15 protein-coding genes are annotated in these 12931 nt (G+C 58.5%); 12 read left to right on the top strand and 3 right to left on the bottom strand.

Annotated elements, in window-relative coordinates:
* The first annotated feature begins 110 nt into the window (after positions 1-110).
* The 3 genes from QOL67_RS00530 to QOL67_RS00520 all read left to right on the top strand — a co-directional run bounded on the left by QOL67_RS00530 (position 111) and on the right by QOL67_RS00520 (position 2268).
* Positions 111-1052, top strand: a complete 942-nt coding sequence (locus QOL67_RS00530) for a porin (protein WP_283423992.1) — start codon at positions 111-113, stop codon at positions 1050-1052.
* A gap of 106 nt (positions 1053-1158) precedes the next feature.
* Positions 1159-1809 carry a YggS family pyridoxal phosphate-dependent enzyme gene (locus QOL67_RS00525; RefSeq protein ID WP_283423991.1) on the top strand — a complete coding sequence of 217 codons (651 nt, stop codon included), beginning with the start codon at positions 1159-1161 and terminating at the stop codon, positions 1807-1809.
* Positions 1810-1875: 66 nt separating this feature from the next.
* Complete coding sequence (locus QOL67_RS00520; protein WP_283423990.1) at positions 1876-2268, top strand: YbhB/YbcL family Raf kinase inhibitor-like protein; 393 nt, start codon at positions 1876-1878, stop codon at positions 2266-2268.
* 1 nt (position 2269) lies between these two features.
* Here QOL67_RS00520 and QOL67_RS00515 read toward each other — a convergent pair whose 3' ends face one another.
* Both QOL67_RS00515 and ribA read right to left on the bottom strand, forming a co-directional pair.
* Positions 2270-2764 carry a L,D-transpeptidase family protein gene (locus QOL67_RS00515; protein WP_283423989.1) on the bottom strand — a complete coding sequence of 165 codons (495 nt, stop codon included), beginning with the start codon at positions 2762-2764 and terminating at the stop codon, positions 2270-2272.
* Entirely contained in the window at positions 2761-3852 is a 1092-nt protein-coding gene (ribA, locus tag QOL67_RS00510) for a GTP cyclohydrolase II (RefSeq protein WP_283424744.1), read from the bottom strand. The genes QOL67_RS00515 and ribA overlap by 4 nt, the downstream gene beginning before the upstream one ends.
* Before the next feature lie 163 nt (positions 3853-4015).
* On the opposite strand from ribA, the gene QOL67_RS00505 reads away from it, so the two are divergent.
* From QOL67_RS00505 to QOL67_RS00480, 6 genes are all read left to right on the top strand, one after another.
* Positions 4016-4702, top strand: coding sequence for a response regulator transcription factor (locus QOL67_RS00505; RefSeq protein ID WP_283423988.1), 687 nt, complete (start codon positions 4016-4018; stop codon positions 4700-4702).
* Positions 4703-5004: 302 nt separating this feature from the next.
* Positions 5005-5793 (top strand): exodeoxyribonuclease III, encoded by a 789-nt coding sequence (locus QOL67_RS00500; protein WP_283423987.1) that lies wholly within the window; start codon positions 5005-5007, stop codon positions 5791-5793.
* Positions 5794-5915: 122 nt separating this feature from the next.
* Positions 5916-6254 (top strand): hypothetical protein, encoded by a 339-nt coding sequence (locus QOL67_RS00495; RefSeq protein WP_283423986.1) that lies wholly within the window; start codon positions 5916-5918, stop codon positions 6252-6254.
* Positions 6255-6398: 144 nt separating this feature from the next.
* On the top strand, positions 6399-7325 hold the full coding sequence (locus QOL67_RS00490) for a thioredoxin family protein (RefSeq protein WP_283423985.1): 927 nt from the start codon (positions 6399-6401) through the stop codon (positions 7323-7325).
* 41 nt (positions 7326-7366) lie between these two features.
* Entirely contained in the window at positions 7367-8011 is a 645-nt protein-coding gene (locus QOL67_RS00485) for an LON peptidase substrate-binding domain-containing protein (protein WP_283423984.1), read from the top strand.
* Positions 8008-8202 carry a Trm112 family protein gene (locus QOL67_RS00480; RefSeq protein ID WP_283423983.1) on the top strand — a complete coding sequence of 65 codons (195 nt, stop codon included), beginning with the start codon at positions 8008-8010 and terminating at the stop codon, positions 8200-8202. The genes QOL67_RS00485 and QOL67_RS00480 overlap by 4 nt, the downstream gene beginning before the upstream one ends.
* 78 nt (positions 8203-8280) lie before the next feature.
* Here QOL67_RS00480 and QOL67_RS00475 read toward each other — a convergent pair whose 3' ends face one another.
* A complete protein-coding gene (locus QOL67_RS00475; RefSeq protein ID WP_283423982.1) occupies positions 8281-9495 on the bottom strand; it encodes a UbiH/UbiF/VisC/COQ6 family ubiquinone biosynthesis hydroxylase in 1215 nt (404 codons plus the stop codon).
* 84 nt (positions 9496-9579) lie between these two features.
* Here QOL67_RS00475 and QOL67_RS00470 point away from each other — a divergent pair, with 84 nt between their 5' ends.
* The 3 genes from QOL67_RS00470 to QOL67_RS00460 all read left to right on the top strand — a co-directional run bounded on the left by QOL67_RS00470 (position 9580) and on the right by QOL67_RS00460 (position 12854).
* Entirely contained in the window at positions 9580-10926 is a 1347-nt protein-coding gene (locus QOL67_RS00470; protein WP_283423981.1) for an amidase, read from the top strand.
* Positions 10927-11030: 104 nt separating this feature from the next.
* Complete coding sequence (locus QOL67_RS00465) at positions 11031-12131, top strand: THUMP domain-containing class I SAM-dependent RNA methyltransferase (RefSeq protein WP_430458923.1); 1101 nt, start codon at positions 11031-11033, stop codon at positions 12129-12131.
* Between the two features lie 9 nt (positions 12132-12140).
* The gene (locus QOL67_RS00460; RefSeq protein ID WP_283423980.1) at positions 12141-12854 is read left to right on the top strand and encodes a phosphotransferase; all 714 of its coding nucleotides are present in this window, start codon (positions 12141-12143) and stop codon (positions 12852-12854) included.
* Positions 12855-12931 lie beyond the last annotated feature (77 nt).

Raw genomic sequence — 12931 nt, 5'->3', positions numbered from 1 at the left:
CTTCGCGCCGTGCTTGCCAAAACACCCCCAAAAGAGCGAGAGACTACGGCATACCTGATCTGGGATTCTCCAGGTTGGGCGCATGAATTGGAAATCCGAGGGAAAAAATCATGAAAAAGATTCTCTTCGCATCGACTGCACTCGTTGCTACCGCTGGCGTTGCCGCCGCTGATCTGACCTGGTCTGGCTCCGGCCGTTTGGGTGTTGTTTACACTGAAGACAATACTCCTAACGCTCAGGAAACTTACCTGGACCACCGCTTCCGTCTGACCGTGAACGGCGTGACCGAAACTGACGGTGGCGTTAAGTTCGAAGGCCGTATTCGTTGGCAGGCTGACGACAGCTCTGACAATGGTGCAGGCGCAACTGGCGGCGCAGGCGCGGCTGGTTTCGCGGTTTCCACCGGCGGCTTCCGTGTTGACGTAGGTCACGTTTCTGACGTGTTCGACTCCGGTGACGTAGTTTCTTGGGGTGGTAACGGCGTAGGCTACACTGGTTTCTTGGACCAGGCAGCAAACTTCGAAGGCTTCCGCAAGCAAGGCTTCGGTAACGGTGCAGCTGACGCACAGACCATCAAAGGCCTGTACTCCATCAGCGACTTCACTGTGAACGCGTCCTACACTCTGAACGACCGCGACATCGCAGGTGACGACGATTCTTGGCAGATCGGTGCTGGCTACAACTTCGGCGCACACCGCATTGGTGCCATGTACGGCGACAACGGTGACGCACACGCTAGCGCAGGTTCCCAGTGGGCCATCGGTGCTGACGGTTCCTTCGGTGACTTCTCCTACACCGCTCTGGTTGGTGACAACGACGTAACCAGCGACGCTGGTGGCGACATCATGGTTGGTCTGTCCGGTGCATACGCTGTATCCGCAGCTGGTACTGTAACTGGCTTCGTGTCCACCGGTGGTGCATCCTCCAACGACACTTCCTACGGCATCGGCTACGCGCACTCCTTGGGTGGCGGCGTATCCCTGGCGGCAGGCGTTGGTTCCAACTCCGGTGGCAACACCCAAGCAGACGCCGGCGTGACCTTCAGCTTCTAATAGCTGAACCACACCAAGTCTTTGGGGCGGGCTCGCAAGAGCCTGCCCCTTTCTTTTTGTGCAAAACCATGATTTTTGCAGGGCAGCACCAACAAGAGGCCTGTCCATGTCGCTCTCAGAAATTAAAAGCCGCATTGCCAAATCCGAATCTGCCGCCGGACGTCCGTCTGGCGCAACTAAGCTCATTGCCGTCAGCAAGCGCCAACCGGATGATGTGGTGGAGGCGGTCCTGAAAGAAGGCCACCGCCTTTTTGGCGAAAACCAGGTGCAGGAAGCTGCCGGAAAATGGCCGACTTTCCGCGAAACCTACCCGGACGCCAAAGTCCACCTGCTTGGTCCGTTGCAAACCAACAAAGCACGTCAGGCCATTGCACTGTTTGATGCCATTCATTCGCTCGACCGTCCCAAGCTTGCCAACACTCTTGCCCGCCTTGCGCAAGAAGAGGGCACATGCCCGGACTTGTTCATTCAGGTGAACACCGGCGAAGAGGACCAAAAATCCGGCGTGCTTTTGGCGGATGTTGATGGCTTTGTCACTGAGTGTCGTGCGCTGGATTTGCCGGTAGTTGGCCTGATGTGCATTCCGCCGGCAAACGAAGAGCCGTCTCTGCATTTTGCGCTGCTTGCGAAACTGGCCGCCCGCAACGGCCTTGACGGGCTGTCCATGGGCATGAGTGGCGACTATGAGCGCGCTGTTGCCTTGGGCGCAACCCACGTACGGGTCGGCTCCGCCATCTTCGGGGATCGCGCCTACTAGAATGGCTTGCGGCATTGGCGCACAGCGGTATCCTGCGGTTGTGTGTTGTTATGTTGGAGAAGTCTTATGCGCCTTCCTGTTGCTATTGTACTTACATCGGTTGTTGCCTCACCAGCGATGGCAGATTTTCAGCTGAGCTTTGATGGTTGGGGCGACATTCCAAGTTGCACCTCTGGGCGCCCCAATATTGTGGGCAACCCGGATTTTGTGCTCAACGGGGTGCCCGAAGGCACAAAAACCATTCAGATTGAACTGACCGACCTCGACGTTCCCCATTACAATCATGGGGGCAGTCAGAAGCTTGAAATATCCGGTGACGGCGCAGTCGCTGCTGGCACGTTCAAATACAAAAGCCCCTGTCCGCCAAACGGTGTCCACACCTACCAATGGACTGCAACGGCCCGCAGTGATGACAAGATCCTCGCTGAGGCAACCACGAATCGCGATTACCCTGAGTGAGTCAGGGTACGATCAACCGTGTCCCGGGTGGCGCGTGTTTGGCGATCCATAACAGGTGTCGGCGTGTAAAGGCGACACAGCCTTCCGTTGGGTAGCCCGGGCGCCGCCATTGATGCAGGAATATCGCCGATCCACGCCCGGCCTGCGCCTTTGGCCAATTCCAATCGGTGAGCAGCACCAGGTCATACAACGGATCGGCCCGTCGTAACTTTTCGTGGCTGGCGGCGTAGGGCGTATGCACCAGCTGGTTGTAGTCCGCATCTTCTGAGGCATCTGACCACAGATCATCTTTGCCAATCGCCATCGCCCATGGCGCAGGTTGCACAATACGATCCGCCCGATAGAACAAACCCGTGATGTGATGCACGCCCACGGGGGTCGCCCCATCCCCTTCGCACTTGTCGCTGCGAATGCCACCCTTGCCGATGCTGCACGGAAAGTATCGCCCCATAAAGCGCACGCCACGCGGGGTCAGAACCAAATCATTTGGCGTCACAACATATGTCCAGACTTCTGCGCCTTGGTGGCGAGATAGGCCTGATTGTGGGCGTTCTCACCCACTTTCAGCGCCACCCGCTCCGTCACGGCCACGCCTGCTTTTTCCATCATCGCAATCTTGCGTGGATTATTGGTCAGCAGGCGCACGGAGGAGAATCCCATCTCCTGTAGGATCTTTGCCCCAATCCGAAAATCACGCTCATCATCCTCAAAGCCCAAACGGTGGTTGGCTTCAACCGTGTCAAATCCCTGATCTTGCAGAGAATAGGCCCGCATTTTGTTGGCCAATCCAATGCCGCGCCCTTCCTGGTTGAGGTACAGCAAAACACCGTTGCCTTCTGCGCCCATAAACCCCAGAGCGGCCTGCAGTTGCGGCCCGCAATCACATTTCAAACTGCCCAACACATCGCCGGTAAAGCAGGCCGAATGCAGCCGCGCCAGCACCGGCGCTTCGCGATCCGGACGGCCAATTTCAATCGCATAGTGCTCCGCGCCGCCATCCTCTGGCCGAAAAATGTGCAGCCGTCCTGCTTCCGCGGCTGACATCGGCAAGCGCGCATGCACCACCGGATGTAGAGGGCTGGTCGCCGCCAGATGCGGCGCCGCCAACGCAGACGGGATCACCGTCAGACCATGCTCCAGTGCAAAGCCACCGGCCTCGCCTAACTCCAACGTCAACGCGGCTGGCAACAACTGCGCTGACTTCACCAGTTTCACCGCCGCACGATGCAACGCCGCATCGCCTGTGCGCGCCGTGGCCAGCGGGCCTTTCATCGGTGTCTTCAGATCATCTTCCGGGCTGACAATGCCCTTGATCCACCGCAGATCCGCCTCTGCAGGCAGCGCCACACGTGCAATGTCACCATCATAAGCCCGCGCCTTCAGCGTTTCTGCCCGCCGTGCGGTCAAGGTCAGGTCGGGCGCGGCGCCAACTGTCCGTACATCCGCCAACCGCTCTGCCGTCAGCGTTTCGGCTGCCAGCACCAGCAACGGCGTGCCTTCGCCGGTCAGCACAATGGGCACACCCATGCGCAGATCCGCCCGCGCACGGGCCAATCGTTCGATAATGTCAGGCGCAAAACTCATCGGAACCTCTGTCTTCAGCCAATCCCATGTAGCCTCTTCTGTAGCAATATGAAACATTTGGTGGTGCTGAAACACGAGGGCGTGAGCAGATTGCAGCAATTCTTGTTCTGGCTGTGAAGTCACCTCACATGGCTAACAAGCAACGCATTACGGAGAGATGCACATGGCACAGTTGAAAAAGATCCTTCTGGTAGATGACGACGAAGACCTGCGCGAGGCGCTCTCTGAGCAGCTTGTGATGACCGAGGATTTTGACGTGTTTGAAGCGGGCAACGGGGTCGAGGCCATGGGCCGCGTGAAAGAAGGCCTTTATGACATTGTCATTCTCGACGTGGGCCTGCCAGACACCGACGGACGCGAACTCTGCCGCCTGATGCGCAAACAGGGTGTGAAAAGTCCGATCCTGATGCTGACCGGCCATGACAGTGATGCGGACACGATTCTGGGGCTCGATTCGGGCGCCAACGACTATGTGACCAAGCCTTTTAAGTTTCCCGTCTTGCTTGCGCGGATTCGTGCGCAACTACGCCAGCACGAGCAATCGGAAGACGCAGTTTTCCAGCTTGGGCCATACACGTTCAAGCCGTCGATGAAGCTGCTGTTGCGCGAAGATGAAAGCAAGGTGCGCCTGACGGAAAAAGAGACAAATATTCTTAAGTTTCTCTACCGCGCCACCGAAGGTGTTGTGGCGCGTGAGGTGCTGCTCCACGAAGTCTGGGGGTACAACGCTGGCGTGACCACCCACACGCTGGAGACCCACATTTACCGCCTGCGTCAGAAGATCGAACCTGATCCCTCCAACGCCCGTCTGTTGATCACCGAGAGTGGTGGCTACCGCCTGGTGGCATAATCTTGCCGATTTCTTCGCGTCGCCCCTTTGGAAACGGCGCGGAGATACTAAATATGTTACGTTGATGTGTATCAAAGTAATATCTGAGACACATCATTTACAAAGACCTATGAGTTCCCGCCCATGTCCGGGTTATGACATGAACCTCCCTGTTGGACTGGCCCGGGCTTCGGCTCGGGCCCTTTTTTTGTTTCGCAGACCAACCGTCCGTATTTCCACGCGCCAAATGCGCAGGATTTCGCATTGGCAGTCCCAACACTCAGGGGTAGGGTCGCGAGGAGAACAAAACGGGAGCACGCCACATGTCTTTCACCCTTGCCACTTGGAACATCAACTCGGTGCGCCTGCGCGAGCCTATTGTGCTCAAGCTGATGCAGGAAGAAGCGCCCGACGTGCTGTGCCTGCAAGAGTGCAAAAGCCCGGTGGAGCTCATTCCAACCGAAGCCTTTGCCGAACTGGGCTACACCCACATGGTTGCGCGGGGCCAAAAAGGTTACAACGGCGTGGCGATCTTCTCCAAAATCCCAATGGTCGAAGCCGGTAGCGAAGACTTTGCTGACCTCGGCCATGCGCGTCACATCGCAGGCACGCTGGAAAACGGCGTGACCGTGCACAACTTCTATGTGCCCGCCGGCGGCGATGTGCCAGACCGCGAAAAAAACGAGAAGTTTGGCCAGAAACTCGATTATTTGGCCGAGATGCGTGACTGGTTTCGCAAAGAACAGGTCAAAAAATCCATCCTTGTGGGAGATCTCAACATTGCTCCGCGCGAAGATGACGTCTGGGATCATAAGAAGCTACTGAAAGTGGTCAGCCACACGCCGATCGAGGTGGAAAAGTTGGCCGAAACTCAGGACGCCGGCGGCTGGGTCGACATCACCCGTCAGGACATTCCCGAGGGCAACCTGTACAGCTGGTGGTCTTATCGTGCTCGAGATTGGGATGCGGCGGACAAAGGCCGCCGTCTTGATCATGTTTGGGCCACAGGTGACATATCCAACGCAGGCCATTCCAGCCGCGTATTCCGAGACGCCCGCGGCTGGGAAAAACCGTCTGATCACGCGCCGGTCTTTGCAACCTTCGATTTGTGATGGCACGGAGTGGCGATAAAAAGCCGCTCTATCGTAGGGTCAACACGCGGACCCACGGTGTTCGGCACGGATGCCTGCGTCTGGATCACCGCGAAAAACGCACGCAGACCCCAAGAACAAGCATGCGACAGGGTCTGCGGCATGGGGTGGATCACACCCCATTGTTTCGATTCCTGCTGTCAAAGGTTGGGCAATCCTGGGATGCCGTCTACAGCGAGGCGCAATCCAGGTTGCTGGATGAGGCGCCGATCTGGTGGCTTGTGGCGCGCAGTGAGCTTGATCGCCAAGACGTGGTGCGTGTCGGCGAGTCGTCTTATTTCAGCGGGCTCTATGTTGCGGACACCGGTCAACTGGAGAAAGTTGCGCCTCACCTCACGGCCTCAGACATGCGTCCGGATTGCCCTTGTTGCACGCATACATTCAACGGCGAGCCTTTTGGGTTGCCGTTTGCCTTGCCCTAGCGCACCCACGTCCCGACCGCATAGGCCGACAGACACACAGACCACGCAAAACATCCCACCTTGCCAGCTTGCTGAGGCAACTCCTCTCTTGGTTTCTGCCGCTCTCCCCTCCATATAGAGGGCAAGTTCCAGACGGAGACCAAAATGATGGATATTATTGGCGGAGGCGCCCCTACCGCGCCCGCAACAGGCGATTTGATCAAAGACGTGTCAGAGGCCACTTTCATGGCTGAGGTGGTGGATACCTCCATGACCGTGCCGGTGATTGTGGATTTCTGGGCCCCTTGGTGCGGTCCGTGTAAAACCCTCGGCCCTGCCCTTGAGGCGGCCGTGACCGCAGCCGGTGGTGCTGTGAAAATGGCCAAGATCAACGTGGACGAAAATCAGGGCATTGCCGGCCAGATGCGCGTGCAGTCGATCCCGACGGTTTACGCTTTCTGGCAAGGCCAGCCGGTGGATGGCTTCCAGGGCGCGTTGCCGGGCAGCGAAATTGAGGCCTTTGTGGCCCGCGTGATCGAAGCTGCTGGTGGCGAGGTGCCGGACGGTGGTCTAGCCGATGCGCTGGTGGCTGCTGAAGAGATGTTGACCGAAGGCGATGCCGAGTCCGCCGCAGAAACCTTCGCCGCCATTGCTGAACAAGACCCGGAGAACGCCGAAGCCTTTGCTGGCTTGGCGCGCTCTTATCTGGCTCTAGAGCAGGTTGATGAGGCTGAAGCGGTGATCAACGGCGTGCCAGACGCCATTTCTGCTGCTCCTGAAATCGAAGCGGTACGGGCCCAAATTGAGCTGGCCCGTCAGGCGGAAAATGCCGGTCCCGTGGCTGAATTGCGCGCCGCCGTGGATGCGGATCCGGACAACCATCAGGCCCGCCTCGATCTGGCACAAGCGCTGCATGGCGCAGAAATGGTCGAAGAGGCCGTGGATGAGCTTTTGGAACTGTTCCGCCGGGATCGCGAATGGAATGATGGCGCCGCCAAGGCGCAACTCTTCACCATTTTTGAGGCACTCAAGCCAAATGATCCGGTGGTGTTAAATGGCCGTCGTAAGCTCAGCTCAATGATCTTTGTCTGATCCGCTTTGCGGATGGGGCAAACCGGAGTAGGCTTTCTGCCATGATCAAAGCCGCTGATTTGCCGGACACATTGTCTGTGTTTCCCTTGCCCGGGGCGCTTCTGTTGCCCCGGTCGCGCCTGCCGCTGCATATCTTTGAGCCGCGCTATTTGGCGATGCTGGATGACGCGCTCAAAACCCGCGAGCGGCTGATTGGCATGGTGCAACCCAATGAGGTGCCTGGCCGCGACGACAGGGGGCTGCACGCCATTGGCTGTGTCGGGCGTATCACCCAGTTTTCAGAAACCGACGACAACCGCTATTTGATCACACTCACCGGGGTGTCGCGGTTTCGTATTTTGGCGGAAATGGACGGCTTCACGCCTTACCGGCGCTGCGCGGTGAGCTGGAGTGGGTTCGATTGCGATCTTGGTCCGGTTGAACAGGACGCTGACTTTCAACGCCCCGTCTTCATGGCCCTGCTAAAGCGCTACTTTGAACAGCTCGACCTGTCGACAGACTGGGATACGCTCAAAGACGCGGAGAATGAATTGTTGATCAATTCTTTGTCGATGCTGTTGGAGTTTTCGGCAGAGGACAAACAGGCCTTGCTGGAGGCGCCGTCTTTGTCCACACGTCGGGAAACCCTTGTGACGCTTTTGGAATTTGCGCTGCGCGGCGGCGCTGGAGAGGATTATATGCAATGAATGCCCACACTACACCTGGACCGAAGTTTGATCGTCGCATGTTGGAGTCGTTGATCTGCCCGCAAACCCGTGGCCGTCTGGACTATGATGTCGACCGTCAGGAACTGGTGTCCAAAGCGGCCAATCTGGCTTTCCCAATTCGCGAAGGCATTCCAGTGATGTTGATCGACGAAGCTCGCGTGCTGGACTGACAGTGGCGGGGGAGGGGGCTAGCCCCCTCTTGGCTATGCCAATTCACCCCCAGGATATTTTGCGAATGAGAAAACGCCTTAGCGCATCAGCTTGGGCAATTCGCCATTCAAGCCTGCAGCCTCTCGCATAAACGTGTGGCGCAGGCCAGGTACGGCACCGACAAGGCCCATGCCCACATCTCGTGCTGCGCGCAGGAGCGGATTGTCGTTGGAAAACAGTTTGTTGGTCAGGTCGGTGGCGGCGACCAATGTGGCCGTGTCAAACCGCCGCCATTCTTGATATCGTGCCAAGACCAGCTCTGAGGCAAAGTCTTCGCCACGTTGTTGGGCCTCGGTCAGTACCTGTGCCAGCGCCGCCACATCGCGCAGACCTGCGTTGAGACCTTGTCCGGCAATTGGATGCATGCCATGCGCCGCATCCCCAACCAACGCCACGCGTTCGGTGACAAACTCATTGGCGACCGACAGGCTCAGCGGGTAGGTGAAGCGATTGCCGGTGAGAGCGATGTCCCCCAGAAAATCGCCAAAGCGTGGGCGCAGCACCGCCATGTAGTCTTCATCTGACAGCACATGAATCGCAGCGGCGTTTTCATCGGTCTCGGACCAGACAATCGAGCACATATTGCCGGGCAGAGGCAGGATCGCGAGTGGGCCTGGTGGCATAAAGAATTGATGCGCCACACCATTGTGAGGCAGCTCATGTGTGATTGCGCAGACCAGTGCCGTTTGCCCATAGCCCCAGCCAGTGCGCTTGATGCCCGCGCGTTTGCCCACGCCAGTCTGCCGCCCGTCACAGCCCACCAGCAGTTTGGCACGGTGTGTGCGGCCGTCGCTGAATGTTGTGGTCACGCCAGAGGCGTCCACGGCTTGATCCATGACCGAGGTGCCCGAAATTAAGGTGATGCGTGGCTCTTCTTCCATGGCTTCCAAGAAGGCGCGGTAGAGGAACCTATCCTCCAACATAAAACCCATCGGGCCTTCTTCGATCTCGGTGTGGTCAAAATGCAGGAAAAACGGCGATGGCCCTTCGCCCGCGCGGCCATCAGACACTTTGATGTCGCGCATTGGCTCGGAATGGTCTGCCACCTTGTCCCAAACGCCAATTGCCGCCAATAACCGCTTGGAGGCCAGCGCCAAGGCGTAGCCGCGTCCGTCAAAGTTGCTGCCCGCCCTCGCAGGGGCAGGGCGCGCGTCCACCACGGTGACGTCAAAGCCGGCTTGTGCCAGCGCCAAAGCCAAGGCCGGGCCATTGAGCCCGCCACCGGCAATGAGAATATCGCTATCAAATGTCATGGGGCCAATATGGGCGTCGCTTCGGGATTGTCCATGCGCGATTGCGCCGCTACCGTCGCCAGCGAAGAGAAAGTGGAGAGCAGAATGTTGGATTGGCTGGAGAAAAGCGCCGCGGACCTGGGACGGGGCATTGAGAGCGGGGCAATTGATCCGGTGGCGCTGACCCAAGCTTTTCTGGGGGCAATAGAGGGCCATGACGCGCGTGACCGGATTTACGCCCGTGTGACATCCAAGCGTGCGCTGGCCGAAGCGGAAGCCGCCGCAGAACGGGCCCGTGCGGGTCAACGTCTCTCGCCTCTGGACGGTGTGCCAATCAGCTGGAAAGACCTGTTTGACACAGCTGGTGTCGCCACGGAGGCAGGCTCCGCTTTGCTCAAAAACCGCATGCCCACGCGCGACGCCGAAGTGCTGCGCAACGCCACGGCAGCAGGCCTGATCTGTCTGGGCAAAACCCACATGAGCGAGCTGGCGTTTTCCGGGATTGGGCTTAACCCAATGACCGCCACGCCGCCTTGTGTGAACGATCCCGGTGCGGTGCCCGGCGGCTCGTCTTCTGGCGCGGCTGCCTCCGTGGCCTTTGGGCTGGCGGCGGCGGGGATTGGTTCGGATACGGGCGGCTCCGTGCGCATCCCAGCCGCCTGGAACGATTTGGTTGGCCTCAAGACCACTGCTGGCCGTGTGTCTTGTGAGGGCACCGTGCCGCTGTGCCGCAAGTTTGACACCGTCGGCCCGCTGACCCGCACGGTTGAGGACGCCGCACTGCTGTTGGGCATTTTGGAAGGCAAACCAGTGCCGGATCTGCGTGGCGCTTCGCTAAAAGGCACCCGCATGGCCGTGCTGGAAACCGTGGCGCTGGATCAGGTCCGCGAAGCGCCTCTGGCTGGGTTTGAACGGGCGCTGCATCGCCTGCGTGAAGCTGGTGTGGAGCTGGAGTTTCTGAAAGCAGAGGAAGTGACTGAGGCTTTGGCGATTTCCGGGCCGCTTTACACAGCGGAAGCCTATGGTGAGTGGCAGGCAATTATCGAAACTGCACCTGACAAAATGTTTGAACCGATTCTGGAACGCTTCCGGGCCGGCGCGTCTTTTAGTGGGCCGGATTATGTGGCCGCTTGGCACAAGCTGGATGGGTATCGCGCCACTTGGAATGCGCGGATCGCAGGTTATGACGCTGTGCTGCTGCCAACCGCGCCAATCCTGCCACCCAACATCGAGCGCTTGATGCACGATCAAGACTATTATGTGACCGAAAACCTGCTTGCCTTACGCAACACCCGTATTGGCAACCTGATGGGCTCTGCGGCGATCACCCTACCCACCGGCGTGCCCAGCTGTGGCCTGATGATGCTGGGGCTGGGCGGCTCGGAAGAGCGGCTGCTGCGTTTGGCAGCGGCGGCAGAACCTTTGTTTGGACCTTTGTTTGGCACACCCTAAGAGAAGGCTAGACGGCGCAGTTGTATCTTGCGCAAGTTCCTCTCGGGGTATTTAGGGACTTTGAAACCTGAGGCGACACACCCGCTTTGGTGATGGAGAGCGATATGCGCAAGTTTGAGATTTTTGTTGTCACCGCCCCGGGGTTGGAAAAGCCTCTGGCGGCAGAGATCGCCGAGGCGGGTTTCAAGAAGCCCAAGATGATGCCCGGTGGCGTGCGCTTTCGTGGCAATTGGCAGGATGTCTGGCGTGCCAACCTGTGTCTGCGTGGGGCGGTGCGGGTGCTGGCGCGGATCGGCAATTTCCAATGTATGCATCTCAATCTGTTGGAGAAGCAAATTGGCGAGATGTCCTGGACGCCTTACCTGCGGTCTGATGTGCCGGTGAAGGTGGAGGTGGTGACGCAAAAGTCCAAGATCTACCACGCCGGGGCGGCCAAAGAACGCATTGAAAAAGGTCTGGTTGCTGCCGTGGGCGTGCCGATTTCCAATGAGGCTGAGGTGGTGCTCAAGGTGCGCATCGACAACAACATGCTGACCTTCTCGCTCGATACCTCGGGCGAAAGCCTGCACAAACGTGGCCATAAACCCGCCGTGTCCAAAGCACCGATGCGGGAAAACATGGCGGCGATGTTCCTGCGTCAGATGGGCTTTGATGGCAGCCAGACGGTGTATGACCCAATGTGTGGCTCGGGTACGTTTGTGATTGAAGCTGCCGAGATGGCCTCTGGTCTTCTGCCAGGGCGCAGCCGCAGGTTTGCTTTTGAACAGTTGGCCAGTTTTGATGCCGAGGCCTATGCCGGGCTGAAGGTCTCAGGCACACTGGTTCCGACAAACCGATTTTATGGCTCGGACAAAGACGCCGGTGCCATCCGGATGTCGGTGGAGAATGCGGACCGCGCTGGTGTGGCGGACGTCTGCAGTTTTGAACAAAAAAGCGTGGGTGAGATCACCCCCCCGGATGGCCCGCCTGGCATTGTGATTGTGAACCCACCCTATGGTGCGCGTCTTGGTGACAAAAAGGGGTTGTTTGCGCTGCATGCCAGCTTGGGTAAAGCCCTCTCCACACATTTTTCCGGTTGGAAAGTTGGCATAATCACCACAGACGCCGGTTTGGCCAAAGCCACCAATTTGCCGCTTGAGACCCCATTTGCCACGGTGGCGCATGGTGGTTTGACTGTGCGCCTCTTTACCTGTGAGGTGCCATAAGGGGGCGCCGTGACGCAGCCGCCAATCCATCTTTGGGACCTTTGCTGCCCATTGGAACCGCTCTCTGGCGGCCATCGCAATCAAGTCTGGCGCACCCGTGGTTTGCCGCGGGATTTGGTGTTCAAATCTACCACCCGTGGTGAAGCAGCGCTCAATTGGCTTGCGCCGGTGCAAGCGGTGGCGCGGCGCTGTGGGTTTGTGGTGCCACAGATGATGCGCAGCGCAAACGGTTGGTTGTCAGAGACGGGCTGGACCTGTGAAACCTTTGTCGAAGGCGAGTTCGTCCCGCGTGAAGCTCTCGCTGAAGTCGCCGCTTTGCTGTTCAACTTTCATGCCCAAACTCAAGATTGGCAGCAGCGACCGGGGTTCCTGTCCTCAACCGTGTTGCTTTCGCAAGAGTGTGGTGGCGATGTGGACCTCACACAAATGCCACCTGATGTGGTTGCGCTGTGTCGCGCGGCTTGGCAGGCGCTGCCTGACACACCCACCTGTGTTGTGCATGGCGACCTGGCACCGGGCAATGTGCTGCAGCTTTCGGACGGTCGCTTTGCATTTCTTGATTGGGACGAGTGTCGTGTGGATTTGCCGCTGTTTGACACCGCGCCGCATGCACCAAAATCCCGCGCCGAGACCCGTGCGCATTTGGCGTGGGAAGTGGCGTGCAGTTGGGCGCGGGAGCCGTCCTATGCGCGCGATATGGCCGAACGGTTGCGCAACGCTTAAGCGCGGTGCGTTTACCCAAATCAGCGCAAATACGCACCTCCGCAAAACAGTCGTTATACCGACGTTATACCGACGGG

The organism is Shimia sagamensis (assembly GCF_900182745.1).
In the GTDB taxonomy this organism is placed as follows: Bacteria; Pseudomonadota; Alphaproteobacteria; order Rhodobacterales; family Rhodobacteraceae; genus Shimia; species Shimia sagamensis.
This window is presented reverse-complemented; position numbering and strand designations above follow the sequence as displayed.